At 53.8% G+C, this 15,917-nt stretch carries 10 protein-coding genes, 3 tRNA genes, 3 rRNA genes and 2 pseudogenes; 11 read left to right on the forward strand and 7 right to left on the reverse strand.

Annotation, left to right across the window (positions count from 1 at the left end; all coding sequences use genetic code 11):
* Positions 1-156: 156 nt before the first annotated feature.
* The 3 genes and pseudogenes from WLO32_RS03845 to nlpE all read left to right on the forward strand — a co-directional run bounded on the left by WLO32_RS03845 (position 157) and on the right by nlpE (position 1,852).
* Entirely contained in the window at positions 157-699 is a 543-nt protein-coding gene (locus tag WLO32_RS03845; RefSeq protein WP_435947242.1) for a YaeQ family protein, read from the forward strand.
* The gene (gene arfB / locus WLO32_RS03850; protein WP_435947243.1) at positions 699-1,118 is read left to right on the forward strand and encodes an alternative ribosome rescue aminoacyl-tRNA hydrolase ArfB; all 420 of its coding nucleotides are present in this window, start codon (positions 699-701) and stop codon (positions 1,116-1,118) included. Before WLO32_RS03845 ends, arfB begins: the two co-directional genes overlap by 1 nt.
* 37 nt (positions 1,119-1,155) lie before the next feature.
* A pseudogene (gene nlpE / locus WLO32_RS03855) lies at positions 1,156-1,852 on the forward strand (envelope stress response activation lipoprotein NlpE).
* Between the two features lie 48 nt (positions 1,853-1,900).
* On the opposite strand, the gene proS reads toward nlpE, so the two are convergent.
* The 6 genes and pseudogenes from proS to metN form a co-directional block, all read right to left on the reverse strand.
* Positions 1,901-3,619, reverse strand: coding sequence for a proline--tRNA ligase (proS, locus tag WLO32_RS03860; RefSeq protein WP_435947244.1), 1,719 nt, complete (start codon positions 3,617-3,619; stop codon positions 1,901-1,903).
* Positions 3,620-3,730: 111 nt separating this feature from the next.
* Positions 3,731-4,438, reverse strand: coding sequence for a tRNA (N6-threonylcarbamoyladenosine(37)-N6)-methyltransferase TrmO (tsaA, locus tag WLO32_RS03865; protein ID WP_435948241.1), 708 nt, complete (start codon positions 4,436-4,438; stop codon positions 3,731-3,733).
* On the reverse strand, positions 4,435-4,839 hold the full coding sequence (gene rcsF / locus WLO32_RS03870; RefSeq protein WP_121264603.1) for an Rcs stress response system protein RcsF: 405 nt from the start codon (positions 4,837-4,839) through the stop codon (positions 4,435-4,437). The genes tsaA and rcsF overlap by 4 nt, the downstream gene beginning before the upstream one ends.
* Positions 4,840-4,952: 113 nt before the next feature.
* Positions 4,953-5,769 (reverse strand): annotated as a pseudogene (gene metQ, locus WLO32_RS03875) (methionine ABC transporter substrate-binding lipoprotein MetQ).
* A 44-nt stretch (positions 5,770-5,813) separates the two neighbouring features.
* Positions 5,814-6,467, reverse strand: a complete 654-nt coding sequence (locus WLO32_RS03880) for a methionine ABC transporter permease MetI (RefSeq protein WP_271121938.1) — start codon at positions 6,465-6,467, stop codon at positions 5,814-5,816.
* The gene (gene metN / locus WLO32_RS03885; RefSeq protein ID WP_435947245.1) at positions 6,460-7,491 is read right to left on the reverse strand and encodes a methionine ABC transporter ATP-binding protein MetN; all 1,032 of its coding nucleotides are present in this window, start codon (positions 7,489-7,491) and stop codon (positions 6,460-6,462) included. Before metN ends, WLO32_RS03880 begins: the two co-directional genes overlap by 8 nt.
* A gap of 189 nt (positions 7,492-7,680) precedes the next feature.
* Here metN and gmhB point away from each other — a divergent pair, with 189 nt between their 5' ends.
* From gmhB to dkgB, 8 genes are all read left to right on the forward strand, one after another.
* Positions 7,681-8,241, forward strand: a complete 561-nt coding sequence (gene gmhB, locus WLO32_RS03890; protein ID WP_435947246.1) for a D-glycero-beta-D-manno-heptose 1,7-bisphosphate 7-phosphatase — start codon at positions 7,681-7,683, stop codon at positions 8,239-8,241.
* 396 nt (positions 8,242-8,637) lie between these two features.
* Positions 8,638-10,179 (forward strand): 16S ribosomal RNA (locus WLO32_RS03895).
* 68 nt (positions 10,180-10,247) lie between these two features.
* Positions 10,248-10,324: transfer RNA gene (locus tag WLO32_RS03900), tRNA-Ile, on the forward strand.
* Positions 10,325-10,437: 113 nt separating this feature from the next.
* A tRNA-Ala gene (locus tag WLO32_RS03905) sits at positions 10,438-10,513 on the forward strand.
* 195 nt (positions 10,514-10,708) lie between these two features.
* Positions 10,709-13,615: ribosomal RNA gene (locus WLO32_RS03910) — 23S ribosomal RNA — on the forward strand.
* Between the two features lie 106 nt (positions 13,616-13,721).
* Positions 13,722-13,837, forward strand: a 5S ribosomal RNA gene (gene rrf, locus WLO32_RS03915).
* Together the 16S, 23S and 5S rRNA genes with 3 tRNA genes alongside form the textbook arrangement of a ribosomal RNA operon.
* A 53-nt stretch (positions 13,838-13,890) precedes the next feature.
* Positions 13,891-13,967, forward strand: a tRNA-Asp gene (locus WLO32_RS03920).
* 174 nt (positions 13,968-14,141) lie between these two features.
* Entirely contained in the window at positions 14,142-14,945 is an 804-nt protein-coding gene (gene dkgB / locus WLO32_RS03925) for a 2,5-didehydrogluconate reductase DkgB (protein WP_435947247.1), read from the forward strand.
* Between the two features lie 7 nt (positions 14,946-14,952).
* On the opposite strand, the gene yafC is transcribed toward dkgB, so the two are convergent.
* The gene (yafC, locus tag WLO32_RS03930; protein WP_435947248.1) at positions 14,953-15,855 is read right to left on the reverse strand and encodes a DNA-binding transcriptional regulator YafC; all 903 of its coding nucleotides are present in this window, start codon (positions 15,853-15,855) and stop codon (positions 14,953-14,955) included.
* Between the last annotated feature and the right edge of the window lie 62 nt (positions 15,856-15,917).

The following is a 15,917-nucleotide window of genomic DNA, read 5'->3' on the forward strand; positions in this document are numbered from 1 at the left end:
CTTAAGCCTACGAAGATAAACTCTGTTTAGCAAGGTGACTATACCACAGGCATGAAACCGATATCAGCAGCGTGAACGCCTGGTCTTGTGAATAGATAACAGCGTTTTAGCGAGGTTTTCGTTACAATGAGCGCCAAATAAGTCTGGAGAAGCGTGATGGCGTTAAAAGCAACAATCTATAAAGCGATGGTGAATGTTGCCGATCTCGATCGCAATAAGTTCTTGGATAGCAACCTGACGCTTGCGCGCCATCCCTCTGAAACCCAGGAACGCATGATGCTGCGCCTGCTGGCGTGGATTAAATATGCGGACGAGCGTCTGCAGTTTACGCGCGGTTTGAGCGCGGAAGAAGAGCCTGAAATCTGGCAGCGCAACGACCATCTGGGCATCGACCTGTGGATTGAGCTGGGTCTGCCCGAAGAGCGCCGGGTGAAAAAAGCCTGCAGCCAGGCCGCGCAGGTGGCGTTGTTTACCTACAATAGTCGTGCAGCCCAGATCTGGTGGCAGCAAAATCAGAACAAGCTGAGCCAGTTTAAAAACCTCAGCATCTGGTATCTGGACGATGAGCAGCTGGCCCGGCTTAGCGAATTCGGCACGCGCAGCATGAACCTGCAGGCGACCATTCAGGATGGCGCAATCTGGCTGTCGGATGCGGTAAGCAACGCTGAAATTCACTTTACCGCGTGGCTGCAGCATTAATGATTAGCGTTTCCCGAACGGTTGAAATCCCCGAGCAGGAGGTGACGATCACCGCCATCCGGGCGCAGGGCGCGGGCGGTCAGCATGTGAATAAAACCTCAACGGCTATTCATCTGCGTTTTGACATACGCGCTTCCAGCTTGCCAGAATATTACAAAGAGCGGCTGCTTGCCGCGAGCCATCATCTGATCACGCCTGACGGCGTGGTGGTGATAAAGGCGCAGGAATACCGCAGCCAGGAGATGAACCGTGAAGCCGCCGTGGCTCGCCTGGTCTCTTTGATTAAAGAATTAACCGCCGAGCAGAAAAGCCGTCGGGCCACCAGGCCGACGCGTGCTTCAAAAGAACGTCGTCTGGCGTCGAAAGCACAAAAGTCGACGACGAAATCGCTGCGCGGGAAGGTCCGCCGTCCTGAATAACGACGGGCACTGAGATAACCAGCATAAGGAATAGAGGGTGAAGAAACTTTTAATATCAGCGGTGGCGGCCCTGCAGCCTGTTTGCCCTTTTCGGCTGTAACAACCGTGCCGAAATGCAGACTTTGCAACCCACCCAGGCTGCCGAATTAAAACCGATGCAGCAAAGTTACAAGGGGCTGCTGCCCTGCGCCGACTGCGAAGGCATTGAAACTTCATTATTTCTTGAGAAAGACGGCACCTGGGTGATGAACCAGCGCTATCAGGGCGCGAAATCGCCGTCGGTCTTCGCCTCTTACGGCTCATGGGCGCGCACCGCCGATAAGCTGGTGCTGACAGAAAGCGGCGGCGATAAGCTCTATTTCCGGCCGCAAGCTGACGGGCTTGAGATGCTCGACCGCGAAGGAAACCCGGTCGAGTCGCAGTTCAACTACACGCTAAAACCAACGAACGACGCGCTGCCCGCTACGCCTATGGCGATGAAAGGCATGTATAAGTACATGGCGGACGCGGCGATATTCCAGGATTGCGCAACCGGACGCACCTTTGCCGTAGCCAGCAATGCGGATCTGGAGCGCGGCTACGCAGCGGCCCGGGGAAAGGATATGCAGCCGGTGCTGCTGGCAGTGGAAGGGCACTTTACCCTACAGGCATCGCCGGACAGCGGCGAGCTGCAAAAAACGCTGGTGGCGGATAAGGCCGCGAAGTTCGAAGCAGGTAAAAGCTGTTCCAACTGATAAAAAAAAGCCCTGCAGAGCAGGGCTTTTTTACGCGCGTAACAAAAATTAGCGCTGGATCTGGCTTACCAGGAAATCGATGATTTCGCCGGTCTTAATCATCTGCTTCTCGCCGACGCGACGGTTTTTGTACTCAACCTCTTCGCTGTCGAGATTGCGATCGCCGATGACCACGGTATGTGGAATACCAATCAGCTCCATATCCGCAAACATCACGCCAGGGCGCTCTTTACGGTCATCCATCAGCACGTCGATGCCTTTGGCACGCAGGGTGGAGTAAAGCTCTTCCGCCAGCTCTTTCACGCGGAAAGATTTGTGCATGTTCATCGGCAGGATAGCAACCTGGAAAGGTGCGATGGCATCCGGCCACAGAATGCCGCGTTCGTCGTTGTTCTGCTCAATCGCCGCAGCCACAACGCGCGTTACGCCGATACCGTAGCAACCCATGGTCAGCGTCTGGTTACGGCCGTCTTCGCCCTGCACCGAAGCCTTCATGGCTTCTGAATATTTGGTGCCGAGCTGGAAGATGTGGCCTACCTCGATGCCGCGCTTAATCAGCAGCGTGCCTTTACCGTCCGGGCTTGGATCGCCTTCCACCACGTTACGGATATCCGCCACCTGCGGCAGCGCGACGTCACGCTCCCAGTTGATGCCCACAAAGTGTTTACCGTCAACGTTGGCGCCGGCGGCGAAATCGCTCATCGCCGCTACGCTACGGTCAATCACTACCGGAATCGGCAGATTGACCGGGCCAAGAGAGCCCGGGCCGGCGTTAGCCACGGCGCGGATCTCCGCTTCGGTGGCGAAAGTCAGCGGGCTTGCAACCTGCGGCAGCTTTTCAGCTTTCACTTCGTTCAGTTCGTGATCGCCGCGCACCAGCAGGGCAACCAGCGGCCAGGCGCTGCCTTCGGTCGCTTTGACCAGCAGCGTCTTCACGGTTTTCTCAATCGGCAGGTTGAACTGCTCTACCAGATCGGCGATGGTCTTCGCATTCGGGGTGTCGATCTGCGTCATTTCCACGCTCGGCGCTGCGCGACCGCCGGCCGGCGCTACGGCCTCGGCGAATTCGATATTGGCCGCGTAATCAGATTCGGTAGAGAAGATAACGTCATCTTCGCCGCTTTGCGCCAGCACCTGGAATTCGTGGGATGCGCTGCCGCCGATGGAGCCGGTATCCGCTTCAACAGCGCGGAAATCCAGACCCATGCGGGTAAAGATTTTGCTGTAGGCCTGATACATCGCATCGTAAGTTTCCTGCAGAGATTCCTGAGAGGTATGGAAAGAGTAAGCGTCTTTCATCAGGAATTCGCGAGAGCGCATAACGCCGAAGCGTGGGCGCACTTCGTCGCGGAACTTAGTCTGGATCTGGAAGAAGTTCAGCGGCAGCTGCTTATAAGAGCTCAGCTCGTTACGAATCAGGTCGGTGATCACTTCTTCATGGGTCGGGCCGAGAACAAATGGACGCTCGCCGCGGTCGACAAAACGCAGCAATTCCGGACCGTACTGTTCCCAACGGCCGCTCTCCTGCCACAGATCGGCGGGCTGAACAACGGGCATGCACATCTCAATGGCACCGGCGTTGTTCATCTCTTCACGCACGATATTTTCGACTTTTTTCAGGACGCGCAAACCGGTCGGCAGCCAGGTATATAAACCGGAGGCCAGTTTGCGGATCATCCCGGCGCGCAGCATCAGCTGATGGCTAATGACTTCGGCGTCGGCAGGTGTCTCCTTCAGGGTGGAGAGCAGATATTGGCTAGTACGCATGTTATTACGGTTCCATTTGAACGGCTGATAACCGGCTGCAAGGCAGCCTGCTTCAAAAAAGTGGTTTAGTTTACCAGTGTGGCAGGGATGTCAAAAGAGAGGGGCGATAAATTAGCGCGCTTCGACAGCAAACACCTCAGAACCCTGCTCCGTAACGCGCCAGCGCACATTGAAATCAAGCAGCAGTACGGCATAGGTTTTACCCGCCTCTTCGCCCTTACGATAAGCCGGACGGGGATCCTGCGCCAGCACCTGTTGAATAAAGCGCGCGATATGCGGGTAGGTTTTATCGAGGCTCGCCAGCTGTTGCTGTACATCGGCGGTGAAATAAACCGGCATATCCGCAACGGGGGCGCTCTGGGCGTAGCCCGCAACGGCGTCAGGCAGCGCTTCAGCGAAGGGCAAATAAGGTTTGATATCCACAATCGGCGTGCCGTCTACCAAATCCAGGCTGCCGAGCTGCAAAATCACCTGGTTTTTTTCACAGCGAATACCTTTTAGCTCTACCAGCGACATGCCGACTGGGTTAGGACGGAAGGTGGAGCGCGTGGCAAAGACGCCCATGCGGGCGTTGCCGCCAAGGCGGGGAGGGCGCACCGTTGGACGCCAGCCGCCTTCCATCGTCTGGTGGAAGACAAATAAAAGCCACAGGTGGCTGAAGCCTTCCAGGCCGCGTATGGCATCGGCCAGATTAAAAGGCGGCAACAAATGAAGTTCGCCGCCTCCGTCCGTGACCAGGCCCGGCTGGCGCGGAACGGCAAACTTTTCTTTATAAGGTGAGCGAATTACGCCAATTTGTTCAAAGGTGAACGCCGTCATTTCGCCGATACGTTCAGTGCGGACCCTACGCAAACCGCCTGTCGGTAGCAGCCCGGCGTACCGCTGGTAACATCACAGCTATGCAGCAGCACCGCGTTGGCTTTCATTTTTGACGCGTTAATCTGCAGGCGCTTGCGTGCGGTTGGGATATTCGGCGGGGAGTCCTGATTGCTTACCTGGCAGGATTCGCCGCTGACCTCGCCCAGGTCGCGGAATGGCTTGCCGACTAAATCTTCCGCATTGGTATAGATTTTTACCGGCGCCGGACGCGGAGCCTTAGGTTTGGCGGGTTCAGCTTTCGCTGGTGCTGCGGTGCTTTGAACGGGTTCAACGGGGGATCTGCTTAGCATAGAACAGCCGCTCAGCATGACTGCTAATAAACAGATCGGTAAAGCACGCATAGTTTTTCCTCAATGAATGATAAATCGGGAATATTGAATCAAGCTCTTGCAAAAATAACAAGACGGGCATGAGCCCGTCTTAGATTATTTATGCAAAAAATGCCGCCGGGAAATTACCAGCCTTTCACCGCGCCGCCGTTGAAGACTTTGTTTGCCGCTTCATAAACTTCGTCAGACTGGTAGGGCCTGAACAAATTTCTTCACGTTTTCCGCATCCTTGTTATCTTCGCGGGAGACGATCAGGTTGACGTACGGAGACTCTTTATCTTCAACAAAGATGCCGTCTTTCGCCGGCGTCAGGCCAATCTGGCTGGCATAAGTGGTATTGATCACCGCAAGCGCGATCTGGGCGTCGTCCAGAGAACGCGGCAGCTGAGGCGCTTCCAGCTCAACCAGCTTCAGGTTTTTTGGGTTCTCGGTGACGTCCAGCACGGTTGGCAGCAGGCCTACGCCGTCTTTTAGCTTGATCAGACCCTGTTTTTGCAGCAGCAGCAGGGAACGGCCAAGGTTAGTCGGGTCGTTTGGCACGGCAACCTGCGCGCCGTTTTGCAGCTCATCCAGGGATTTGATTTTCTTGGAGTAGCCGGCAATCGGGTAAACGAAGGTGTTGCCAACGGACACCAGCTTATAGCCGCGGTCTTTAATCTGCTGGTCCAGGTATGGTTTGTGCTGGAAGGCGTTAGCGTCGATATCGCCTTTGCTCAGCGCTTCGTTCGGCAGAACGTAATCGTTGAAGGTAACCAGCTCAACGTCCAGGCCATATTTTTCTTTAGCGACTTTCTGCGCAACTTCAGCAACCTGCTGCTCGGCACCCACGATAACGCCAACTTTAATATGGTTTGGATCTTTTTCGTCCTGACCACAACCCACCAGAGCCAGTGAACCAATTAAAGCACCAACTGCCGCAAAGGTTTTCAATTTAAAAGACATATCCCTTCCTTACTTGAGTAAAAAACGATGTTGTGTTGAACGTCTTATTTGTGAGTAACAGCCCGGACGATACGATCGCCAGATAGCTGGATTAGATACACCAATACTACCAATAACACTAATACCGTATTCATCACGGTAGCGTTATAACCGATATAACCATACTGATAGCCAATCTGCCCTAAGCCGCCGGCGCCGACCGCGCCGCCCATAGCCGAGTAACCGACCAGCGTAATTAAGGTAATAGTGGCGGCATTGACCAGGCCCGGCAGCGCCTCGGGCAGCAGCACCTTGCGGATAATCTGCATCGGCGTGGCGCCCATAGCGCGGGACGCTTCAATCAGGCCCGACGGAATTTCCAGCAGCGCGTTTTCCACCATACGTGCGATAAACGGCGCCGCGCCGACGGTCAGCGGCACGATGGCCGCCTGCAGGCCAATGGATGTGCCAACAATCGCACGAGTGAAGGGAATCATCCACACCAGTAAGATAATGAAAGGAATCGAACGGAAGATGTTAACCAGCGCGGACATGCCGCGGTAGAGCTTCGCGTTCGCACTGATCTGGCCTGGACGAGTAATATAAAGCAGTACGCCCACCGGCAGGCCGAGCACAAAACCAAAGAAGCCGGACACAAAGGTCATCGCCAGCGTTTCATAGACTCCTTTCAGGAGCAACCACATCATCGGCTCAGACATAGCCCAGCACCTCTACTTTTACATGTTGTTCTTTCAGCCAGGCAATTGCGGCTTGCGTGTCGTTTTGCGCGCCGTGCATTTCGCACAGCATGATGCCGAACTTCACGCCGCCGGCGTAGTCCATCTGGGCGCTGATGATATTGCTGTTTACGTTGAAGGTGCGGGCCGTCTCGGAAAGCAAAGGCGCGTCCACGGACTGGCCGGTAAATTCCAGGCGCAACAAGGGAACAAATTCATCGCGCGTTTCAGCGCTCAGGCGCCGGGCGTAGTCTTCCGGAATATCCAGATGCAGGGTGGATTGAATAAACTGCTGCGCAAGCGGAGTCTTCGGATGGGAGAACACTTCGCTCACGGTATCCTGCTCTATTAACTCGCCGTCGCTGATAACGGCGACGCGGTCGCAGATGCGTTTCACCACGTCCATCTCATGGGTGATAAGCAGGATGGTTAAGCCAAGACGACGGTTAATGTCTTTGAGCAGTTCAAGAATAGAACGGGTCGTGGCCGGGTCGAGCGCGCTGGTGGCTTCATCGCACAGCAGCACTTTCGGGTTGCTGGCAAGCGCGCGAGCAATAGCGACACGCTGTTTCTGCCCGCCGGAAAGGTTAGCCGGATAGACGTCATGCTTTTCGCTTAAGCCTACAAGATCCAAAAGCTCGGTAACGCGGCGCTTAATTTCTTCACGCGGGGTATTGTCCAGCTCCAGCGGCAGGGCAACGTTGCCGAAAACGGTACGGGATGAAAGTAAATTAAAGTGCTGGAAAATCATGCCAATCTGCCGGCGGGCTTTCGTCAACCGGGCTTCGGACAGCGTCGTCAGCTCCTGGCCATCAACCAGCACCGAGCCTTGCGTTGGACGCTCAAGCAGGTTCACGCAGCGGATAAGGGTGCTTTTACCCGCGCCGGATGCGCCAATCACGCCATAAATTTGCCCAGCGGGAACGTGCAGACTGACGTTGTTCAACGCCTGTATGGTGCGGTTCCCTTGCTGAAACACTTTGGTGATGTTTGAAAGTTTAATCATTAGGTTATTTATTATCGTATAAGAGTTAGCCGTGGCATTTTCTACTGCCGATAACGGGCGATGACCGTCATCGATATGGATGTTAAGGCATCCAGACGTCTAAATCAATCGGGGCGTGAACCTCCGCTCTCTCCACGGCCTTAAAATATGCGATACTAGGCGCAATAATTCAGTTTCAGGAGTTTCCAGGTGGCACAGTCTGTTCCCGCTATTTTTCTCGACCGCGATGGCACCATTAACGTTGATCATGGTTACGTTTATGAAGTCGATCGCTTTGAATTTATCGACGGCGCGATCGAAGCCATGCGCGAACTAAAAGAGATGGGCTATGCGCTGGTGCTGGTCACTAACCAGTCCGGTATCGCCCGCGGCATGTTTACCGAAGCTGATTTCGAAAATCTCACCGAGTGGATGGATTGGTCGCTGGCCGACCGTGGGGTGGATCTCGACGGCATCTACTATTGTCCGCATCATCCGGAGGCAATAGTAGAAGAGTTCCGCCAAAGCTGTGACTGCCGTAAGCCGCAGCCGGGCATGCTGCTGTCCGCCGCGGAGTATTTACATATTGATATGGCCGCTTCTTATATGGTTGGCGACAAGCTGGAAGATATGCAGGCAGCGGCGGCCGCGCAGGTAGGCACGAAAGTGCTGGTGCGCAGCGGTAAGCCGGTCACCGCGGAAGGTGAAGCCGCGGCGGATTTGGTGATTAATAGCCTCGCAGACCTGCCGAAGGCGATTAAATCGCGCTAAAAATCGCCTTTGTGATTAAAAAATGCGCGGTCGGAAATTATTTTGAAATTAGGGGTTGTCAGCCTCCGAAAAATCCCTATACTGCGCCTCCACTGACACGGCACAACGGCTTACAAACCGGCCCGTCAGGCAGACGAAAGCGAAAATAAACGCTTGACTCTGAAAGAGGAAAGCGTAATATACGCCACCTCGCAACAGCAGGCTTCGCCGCTGATTGCACCGCTCTTTAACAATTTATCAGACAATCTGTGTGGGCACTCGCAGGATTGATATCTCAGCATCTTCGGGTGCAAAAAAATATCAAGCCTTGAAGAGTGACCAGACAGTAATTCATTAGTGAATTATGTGAATGTAATCTTTGAGCACCGCTTCACGTGTTGAAGCACATCAAGCTTTTAATTGAAGAGTTTGATCATGGCTCAGATTGAACGCTGGCGGCAGGCCTAACACATGCAAGTCGAACGGTAGCGGGAAGAAGCTTGCTTCTTTGCCGACGAGTGGCGGACGGGTGAGTAATGTCTGGGAAACTGCCTGATGGCGGGGGATAACTACTGGAAACGGTAGCTAATACCGCATAACGTCGCAAGACCAAAGAGGGGGACCTTCGGGCCTCTTGCCATCAGATGTGCCCAGATGGGATTAGCTTGTTGGTGGGGTAACGGCTCACCAAGGCGACGATCCCTAGCTGGTCTGAGAGGATGACCAGCCACACTGGAACTGAGACACGGTCCAGACTCCTACGGGAGGCAGCAGTGGGGAATATTGCACAATGGGCGCAAGCCTGATGCAGCCATGCCGCGTGTATGAAGAAGGCCTTCGGGTTGTAAAGTACTTTCAGCGAGGAGGAAGGTGTTGAGGTTAATAACCTCAGCAATTGACGTTACTCGCAGAAGAAGCACCGGCTAACTCCGTGCCAGCAGCCGCGGTAATACGGAGGGTGCAAGCGTTAATCGGAATTACTGGGCGTAAAGCGCACGCAGGCGGTCTGTCAAGTCGGATGTGAAATCCCCGGGCTCAACCTGGGAACTGCATTCGAAACTGGCAGGCTAGAGTCTTGTAGAGGGGGGTAGAATTCCAGGTGTAGCGGTGAAATGCGTAGAGATCTGGAGGAATACCGGTGGCGAAGGCGGCCCCCTGGACAAAGACTGACGCTCAGGTGCGAAAGCGTGGGGAGCAAACAGGATTAGATACCCTGGTAGTCCACGCCGTAAACGATGTCGACTTGGAGGTTGTTCCCTTGAGGAGTGGCTTCCGGAGCTAACGCGTTAAGTCGACCGCCTGGGGAGTACGGCCGCAAGGTTAAAACTCAAATGAATTGACGGGGGCCCGCACAAGCGGTGGAGCATGTGGTTTAATTCGATGCAACGCGAAGAACCTTACCTACTCTTGACATCCAGAGAACTTTCCAGAGATGGATTGGTGCCTTCGGGAACTCTGAGACAGGTGCTGCATGGCTGTCGTCAGCTCGTGTTGTGAAATGTTGGGTTAAGTCCCGCAACGAGCGCAACCCTTATCCTTTGTTGCCAGCGGTTAGGCCGGGAACTCAAAGGAGACTGCCAGTGATAAACTGGAGGAAGGTGGGGATGACGTCAAGTCATCATGGCCCTTACGAGTAGGGCTACACACGTGCTACAATGGCGCATACAAAGAGAAGCGACCTCGCGAGAGCAAGCGGACCTCATAAAGTGCGTCGTAGTCCGGATCGGAGTCTGCAACTCGACTCCGTGAAGTCGGAATCGCTAGTAATCGTGGATCAGAATGCCACGGTGAATACGTTCCCGGGCCTTGTACACACCGCCCGTCACACCATGGGAGTGGGTTGCAAAAGAAGTAGGTAGCTTAACCTTCGGGAGGGCGCTTACCACTTTGTGATTCATGACTGGGGTGAAGTCGTAACAAGGTAACCGTAGGGGAACCTGCGGTTGGATCACCTCCTTACCTTAAAGATACAACCCGCGCAGTGCTCACACAGATTGTCTGATAGAAAACGAGCAGTAAAACCTTATAGGCTTGTAGCTCAGGTGGTTAGAGCGCACCCCTGATAAGGGTGAGGTCGGTGGTTCAAGTCCACTCAGGCCTACCAAATTCTCCGCTATCCTGCGTTACAGCATCACTCGCATATCAAAATATGCTTCGTGACGCTGCGCCTTGACCAGCGAACAATTTTCGGTAAATCAAAGGTTTTACGAAATCGATGGGGCTATAGCTCAGCTGGGAGAGCGCCTGCCTTGCACGCAGGAGGTCAGCGGTTCGATCCCGCTTAGCTCCACCATCATTTCATGCTCAACGGTATCTCAAAACTGATTCTCAGGAATCACGTTTGAGATATTTGCTCTTTAAAAATCCGGAACAAGCTGAAAATTGAAACGACATGTCGTCTCATTCTTCCGTAATAAAGAATGGGTTTACGATATGTTCGAGTCTCTCAAATTTTCATAATCTGAAGTGAAACATCTTCGGGTTGTGAGGTTAAGCGACTAAGCGTACACGGTGGATGCCCTGGCAGTCAGAGGCGATGAAGGACGTGCTAATCTGCGATAAGCGCCGGTAAGGTGATATGAACCGTTATAACCGGCGATTTCCGAATGGGGAAACCCAGTGCAATCCGTTGCACTATCGTTAAGCCAATACATAACTTAACGAAGCGAACCGGGGGAACTGAAACATCTAAGTACCCCGAGGAAAAGAAATCAACCGAGATTCCCCCAGTAGCGGCGAGCGAACGGGGAGCAGCCCAGAACCAGCATCAGTTTGTGTGTCAGTGGAAGCGTCTGGAAAGTCGCAGGGTACAGGGTGATACTCCCGTACACAAAGGCACACCTTCTGTGAGTTCGACGAGTAGGGCGGGACACGTGGTATCCTGTCTGAATATGGGGGGACCATCCTCCAAGGCTAAATACTCCTGACTGACCGATAGTGAACCAGTACCGTGAGGGAAAGGCGAAAAGAACCCCGGCGAGGGGAGTGAAACAGAACCTGAAACCGTGTACGTACAAGCAGTGGGAGCCTCTTTATGGGGTGACTGCGTACCTTTTGTATAATGGGTCAGCGACTTATATTCTGTAGCAAGGTTAACCGTATAGGGGAGCCGCAGGGAAACCGAGTCTTAACTGGGCGTTAAGTTGCAGGGTATAGACCCGAAACCCGGTGATCTAGCCATGGGCAGGTTGAAGGTTGGGTAACACTAACTGGAGGACCGAACCGACTAATGTTGAAAAATTAGCGGATGACCTGTGGCTGGGGGTGAAAGGCCAATCAAACCGGGAGATAGCTGGTTCTCCCCGAAAGCTATTTAGGTAGCGCCTCGTGAATTCATCTCCGGGGGTAGAGCACTGTTTCGGCTAGGGGGCCATCCCGGCTTACCAACCCGATGCAAACTGCGAATACCGGAGAATGTTATCACGGGAGACACACGGCGGGTGCTAACGTCCGTCGTGAAGAGGGAAACAACCCAGACCGCCAGCTAAGGTCCCAAAGTCATGGTTAAGTGGGAAACGATGTGGGAAGGCACAGACAGCCAGGATGTTGGCTTAGAAGCAGCCATCATTTAAAGAAAGCGTAATAGCTCACTGGTCGAGTCGGCCTGCGCGGAAGATGTAACGGGGCTAAACCATGCACCGAAGCTGCGGCAGCGACACTATGTGTTGTTGGGTAGGGGAGCGTTCTGTAAGCCGTTGAAGGTGGACTGTGAGGTCTGCTGGAGGTATCAGAAGTGCGAATGCTGACATAAGTAACGATAAAGCGGGTGAAAAGCCCGCTCGCCGGAAGACCAAGGGTTCCTGTCCAACGTTAATCGGGGCAGGGTGAGTCGACCCCTAAGGCGAGGCCGAAAGGCGTAGTCGATGGGAAACAGGTTAATATTCCTGTACTCGGTGTTACTGCGAAGGGGGGACGGAGAAGGCTATGTTGGCCGGGCGACGGTTGTCCCGGTTTAAGCGTGCAGGCTTGTGTTCCAGGCAAATCCGGAACACTTTAAGGCTGAGGCGTGATGACGAGGCACTACGGTGCTGAAGTGACAAATGCCCTGCTTCCAGGAAAAGCCTCTAAGCATCAGGTAACACAGAATCGTACCCCAAACCGACACAGGTGGTCAGGTAGAGAATACCAAGGCGCTTGAGAGAACTCGGGTGAAGGAACTAGGCAAAATGGTGCCGTAACTTCGGGAGAAGGCACGCTGGCGCGTAGGTGAAGTCCCTTGCGGATGGAGCTGAAGCCAGTCGAAGATACCAGCTGGCTGCAACTGTTTATTAAAAACACAGCACTGTGCAAACACGAAAGTGGACGTATACGGTGTGACGCCTGCCCGGTGCCGGAAGGTTAATTGATGGGGTCAGCCGCAAGGCGAAGCTCTTGATCGAAGCCCCGGTAAACGGCGGCCGTAACTATAACGGTCCTAAGGTAGCGAAATTCCTTGTCGGGTAAGTTCCGACCTGCACGAATGGCGTAATGATGGCCAGGCTGTCTCCACCCGAGACTCAGTGAAATTGAACTCGCTGTGAAGATGCAGTGTACCCGCGGCAAGACGGAAAGACCCCGTGAACCTTTACTATAGCTTGACACTGAACACTGGTCCTTGATGTGTAGGATAGGTGGGAGGCTTTGAAGCGTGGACGCCAGTCTGCGTGGAGCCAACCTTGAAATACCACCCTTTAATGGCTGGTGTTCTAACGTAGACCCGTAATCCGGGTTGCGGACAGTGTCTGGTGGGTAGTTTGACTGGGGCGGTCTCCTCCTAAAGCGTAACGGAGGAGCACGAAGGTTAGCTAATCACGGTCGGACATCGTGAGGTTAGTGCAAAGGCATAAGCTAGCTTGACTGCGAGAGTGACGGCTCGAGCAGGTGCGAAAGCAGGTCTTAGTGATCCGGTGGTTCTGAATGGAAGGGGCCATCGCTCAACGGATAAAAGGTACTCCGGGGATAACAGGCTGATACCGCCCAAGAGTTCATATCGACGGCGGTGTTTGGCACCTCGATGTCGGCTCATCACATCCTGGGGCTGAAGTAGGTCCCAAGGGTATGGCTGTTCGCCATTTAAAGTGGTACGCGAGCTGGGTTTAGAACGTCGTGAGACAGTTCGGTCCCTATCTGCCGTGGGCGCTGGAGAATTGAGGGGGGCTGCTCCTAGTACGAGAGGACCGGAGTGGACGCATCACTGGTGTTCGGGTTGTCATGCCAATGGCACTGCCCGGTAGCTAAATGCGGAAGAGATAAGCGCTGAAAGCATCTAAGCGCGAAACTTGCCCCGAGATGAATTCTCCCTGAGACTTCAAGTCTCCTGAAGGAACGTTGAAGACGACGACGTTGATAGGCTGGGTGTGTAAGTGCAGCGATGCATTGAGCTAACCAGTACTAATGATCCGTGAGGCTTAACCTTACAACACCGAAGGTGTTTTGTGAGAGACAGAATAATTTGATTTTCAGCCTGAACCGAGATTTTAAGCCGGTGGTCATGAGCAGTGACGGCCGGTAAACAGAATATGCCTGGCGGCAACAGCGCGGTGGTCCCACCTGACCCCATGCCGAACTCAGAAGTGAAACGCCGTAGCGCCGATGGTAGTGTGGGGTCTCCCCATGCGAGAGTAGGGAACTGCCAGGCTCCAAATTCAGAAGTAAAATCGGGGTTAACCCTGATGCTGTAAGAAATTCGGTGGAGCGGTAGTTCAGTCGGTTAGAATACCTGCCTGTCACGCAGGGGGTCGCGGGTTCGAGTCCCGTCCGTTCCGCCACTTATTAAGCCCTGAGTCTTAGACTCAGGGCTTTTTTCTTTGCCTGTAATCCGCCTGAAAACCCCTATTGTTGCGTTTCTGGCAAATATCTTCTGCGTTTATCCGTCTTTTTCATCATAGTCATTGCCTGCATAATCCTCGCATTACAAACACATATCCCCAACGAGGCAAGTCATGACAATTCCTGCATTTGGTTTAGGTACTTTTCGCTTAAAAGACGATGTCGTCATCGCGTCAGTAAAAACTGCCCTTGAGCTTGGCTATCGCGCCATTGATACAGCGCAGATCTATGATAATGAAGCTGCGGTAGGGCAGGCGATTGAAGAGAGCGGCGTGGCGCGTGGCGATCTGTTTATCACCACCAAAATCTGGATTGAGAACCTCAGCAAAGACAAGCTGATCCCAAGCCTGAAAGAGAGCTTGAGCAAGCTGCGTACGGACTATGTCGATCTGACTTTGATCCACTGGCCATCGCCAAACGACGCCGTGCCCGTCGCTGAATTTATGCAGGCGCTGCTGGAGGCGAAAAAAGCAGGCCTGACGCGCCAGATTGGTATTTCAAACTTCACTATCCCGCTGATGCAGCAGGCAATTGATGCGATTGGCGCAGAAAATATCGCCACCAATCAGGTTGAGCTTTCGCCTTATTTGCAAAACCTTAAGGTGGTTGAATGGGCGCAGCAGCACGATATTCACATCACGTCTTATATGACGCTCGCCTATGGCAAGGCGCTGGCGGATGAGGTGATTGGCCGTATTGCCGGCAAACACGGCGCCACGCCTGCCCAGGTCATTCTGGCATGGGCAATGCAGCTGGGCTACGCGGTTATTCCTTCTTCGACCAAACGTGAGAACCTGCAAAGCAACCTGCGGGCGCAAACGTTGAAGCTGGACGCTGAAGATATGGCAGCCATCGCTACGCTTGACTGCAATGACCGTCTGGTTAGCCCGGAAGGCTTAGCGCCTGAGTGGGATTAATTAACCGTTACAGCCCCTGCGGGGGCTGTTTTACATGCTCGCTCAGAAAGTCGATAAACGCCCTGATCCGCGTGCTGACCGCCCGGTCGCTATAGTAAACGGCGCTAAAAGGCATCTCGACAGGCAAAAGTTTATCAGCCATCAGCTCGACAAACCTTCCTTCGGCAATTTCCTGATTAATCATATAGTCAGAAAGACAGGCAATCCCGTTTCCCATCAGGCAAAGCTGCTTAAGCGTTTCACCGCTATTCGAGGCGATCCCCGGCGTTATGTCATAGAGCTGCCCATCAACCTGCGCAACTGGCCAGCGGTTGAGGCTTGCCGTCTCGGAAAATCCCAGACAGATATGATCTTTAAGATCGTCTGTACTCTCCGGCATTCCATACTCCGCAAGATACTCCGGTGAAGCGATAATCTTACGATAGCTGGCAAACAACGGCCTGGCCCGCAGGCTTGAATCCGTTAATGTCCCGGCGCGTATAGCGACATCTACCTTACGTTCAATCAGGTTGATGAATGTTTCAGAGGAGACTAGAGAAAGCGTCATCTCAGGATAGCGCTCCCGGAAGGGCTTTATCAGCGGCAGCAGCAGATGCAGCATTACCGGCGTTGCCGCATCAATGCGTAACAGCCCCCGTGGCGTCTGGCGGCTTTCCATCAGCTCATTCTCTGCGGCGGCCATCTCCTGCAGGATCTGCTGCACGCGTCGAAAATAGCGTTCGCCTTCCTCCGTCAGGCTCAGCTGTCGGGTCGTACGGTTGAGCAGGCTGACGCCTAATTTCATCTCAAGCTTCTTCACCGCGCGGCTTACGGCCGAGTTTGCCTGGCCGAGCTGTTCCGCGGCCCGGCTGAAACTGCCGCTTTCTACCACGGCGACGAAAATCGCCAGCTCTTCAGAGGTCGCTTTCATTATTGCTCCTGCGGCAAAATTATATTGAGATTTTGCATATTTTTGTTATTTAACCATCCGGC

It is taken from the genome of Dryocola mayonis, assembly GCF_051307045.1.
Classification (GTDB): domain Bacteria; phylum Pseudomonadota; class Gammaproteobacteria; order Enterobacterales; family Enterobacteriaceae; genus Dryocola.

What these genes read in the sequence shown, in the direction of transcription:
- tsaA (WP_435948241.1), bottom strand. Translation starts at nt 4,438, where the DNA reads ATGACGGCGTTCACCTTTGAACAAATTGGCGTAATTCGCTCACCTTAT.
- metN (WP_435947245.1), bottom strand. Translation starts at nt 7,491, where the DNA reads ATGATTAAACTTTCAAACATCACCAAAGTGTTTCAGCAAGGGAACCGC.
- rcsF (WP_121264603.1), bottom strand. Translation starts at nt 4,839, where the DNA reads ATGCGTGCTTTACCGATCTGTTTATTAGCAGTCATGCTGAGCGGCTGT.
- arfB (WP_435947243.1), top strand. Translation starts at nt 699, where the DNA reads ATGATTAGCGTTTCCCGAACGGTTGAAATCCCCGAGCAGGAGGTGACG.
- dkgB (WP_435947247.1), top strand. Translation starts at nt 14,142, where the DNA reads ATGACAATTCCTGCATTTGGTTTAGGTACTTTTCGCTTAAAAGACGAT.
- proS (WP_435947244.1), bottom strand. Translation starts at nt 3,619, where the DNA reads ATGCGTACTAGCCAATATCTGCTCTCCACCCTGAAGGAGACACCTGCC.
- WLO32_RS03845 (WP_435947242.1), top strand. Translation starts at nt 157, where the DNA reads ATGGCGTTAAAAGCAACAATCTATAAAGCGATGGTGAATGTTGCCGAT.
- yafC (WP_435947248.1), bottom strand. Translation starts at nt 15,855, where the DNA reads ATGAAAGCGACCTCTGAAGAGCTGGCGATTTTCGTCGCCGTGGTAGAA.
- WLO32_RS03880 (WP_271121938.1), bottom strand. Translation starts at nt 6,467, where the DNA reads ATGTCTGAGCCGATGATGTGGTTGCTCCTGAAAGGAGTCTATGAAACG.